At 51.2% G+C, this 1330-nt stretch carries 13 tRNA genes; all 13 read left to right on the top strand.

The features are described from left to right. Window positions 1–55: 55 nt before the first annotated feature. Window positions 56–128 (top strand) — tRNA-Lys (locus tag IV73_RS04635). 35 nt (window positions 129–163) lie between these two features. Beyond that, window positions 164–236 (top strand) — tRNA-Thr (locus tag IV73_RS04630). A gap of 2 nt (window positions 237–238) precedes the next feature. Next, window positions 239–322: transfer RNA gene (locus tag IV73_RS04625), tRNA-Leu, on the top strand. A 14-nt stretch (window positions 323–336) separates the two neighbouring features. Then, a tRNA-Arg gene (locus IV73_RS04620) sits at window positions 337–410 on the top strand. Window positions 411–444: 34 nt separating this feature from the next. Then, window positions 445–518 (top strand) — tRNA-Pro (locus IV73_RS04615). A gap of 32 nt (window positions 519–550) precedes the next feature. After that, a tRNA-Met gene (locus IV73_RS04610) sits at window positions 551–624 on the top strand. A gap of 13 nt (window positions 625–637) precedes the next feature. After that, window positions 638–711 (top strand) — tRNA-Ile (locus tag IV73_RS04605). Between the two features lie 27 nt (window positions 712–738). After that, window positions 739–828: transfer RNA gene (locus IV73_RS04600), tRNA-Ser, on the top strand. Window positions 829–847: 19 nt separating this feature from the next. Next, a tRNA-Met gene (locus tag IV73_RS04595) sits at window positions 848–921 on the top strand. Window positions 922–923: 2 nt separating this feature from the next. Beyond that, window positions 924–997: transfer RNA gene (locus IV73_RS04590), tRNA-Asp, on the top strand. A gap of 5 nt (window positions 998–1002) precedes the next feature. Then, window positions 1003–1075 (top strand) — tRNA-Phe (locus tag IV73_RS04585). A gap of 32 nt (window positions 1076–1107) precedes the next feature. Next, window positions 1108–1179: transfer RNA gene (locus IV73_RS04580), tRNA-Gly, on the top strand. A gap of 54 nt (window positions 1180–1233) precedes the next feature. Continuing rightward, window positions 1234–1305, top strand: a tRNA-Gly gene (locus tag IV73_RS04575). Window positions 1306–1330: the final 25 nt, after the last annotated feature.

Genomic DNA, 1330 nt, shown 5'->3' with positions numbered 1-1330 from the left:
AGAGCACCTGCCTTACAAGCAGGGGGTCACAGGTTCGATCCCTGTAACGTCCATTGGGTCGTTAGCTCAGTTGGTAGAGCAGTGGACTTTTAATCCATGGGTCCAGGGTTCGAGCCCCTGACGACCCATTGCCCAGTTTATGTATTTTTATGGCAATGGTATTGCCGACTTAGCTCAGTTGGTAGAGCATCGCTCTTGTAAAGCGGGGGTCGAAGGTTCGAGTCCTTTAGTCGGCATCGCTGGATTGGCGGAATAGGTAGACGCAGGGGACTTAAAATCCCCCGATGGAAACATCGTACCGGTTCGATTCCGGTATCCAGCATTTCAATATAATATGCACCTGTAGCGCAACTGGATAGAGTGTCTGACTACGAATCAGAAGGTTGCAGGTTCGAGTCCTGCCAGGTGCATTAATCAATTATTTTGATTATTTTAATTTAATATCGGGATGTAGCTCAGCTTGGTAGAGCACCTGGTTTGGGACCAGGGGGTCGCAGGTTCGAATCCTGTCGTCCCGATTGATATAGTGTTTCGTTTGAAATATTGTATTCGCGGTGTAGCTCAGCTGGCTAGAGCGTCCGGTTCATACCCGGGAGGTCGAGGGTTCGATTCCCCCCGCCGCGATTGGCTTAGCCAAGGACCTTTAGCTCAGTTGGTTAGAGCAGACGGCTCATAACCGTCCGGTCGTCGGTTCAAGTCCGACAGGGTCCATTGAAGCAGGTCCTGTTGATTAATACTGGAGATGTACCCAAGTCTGGCTGAAGGGAACGGTCTTGAAAACCGTCAGGTCGGGAAACCGGCGCGTGGGTTCGAATCCCACCATCTCCTTTGCTTCATTTATTATTATCGCGGGTTGGAGCAGTCTGGTAGCTCGTCGGGCCCATAACCCGAAGGTCGTAGGTTCAAATCCTACACCCGCAATTGGTCGCATGGTCTAGTTGGCTAGGACGCCTGCCTGTCACGCAGGAGATCACGGGTTCGAGCCCCGTTGTGACCGTTAATGGCTCGGTAGCTCAGTTGGTAGAGCATACGATTGAAGCTCGTAGTGTCGGGGGGTCGGTTCCCTCCCGCGCCATTGGGACACCTTGTTCCATTTAAATTTAATAAGCGGATGTAGTACAATGGCTAGGGCTCCAGCCTTCCAAGCTGGGAATGCGGGTTCGATTCCCGTCGTCCGCTTTGCTGATTAACAGTTGCAGACAGTTGATCATCATGGTATAATGAGTTGGTATTGCGGATGTGGTACAATGGCTAGTGCTCCAGCCTTCCAAGCTGGGAATGCGGGTTCGATTCCCGTCGTCCGCTTAACATATTATATCGGTAATATGTT

Origin of the sequence: Weissella kandleri (genome assembly GCF_001438705.1) — a bacterium.
GTDB classification, from domain to species: Bacteria; Bacillota; Bacilli; order Lactobacillales; family Lactobacillaceae; genus Weissella; species Weissella kandleri.
The sequence above is the reverse complement of the archived record's forward strand: the minus strand, read 5'-3'. Positions and strand labels throughout refer to the sequence as shown.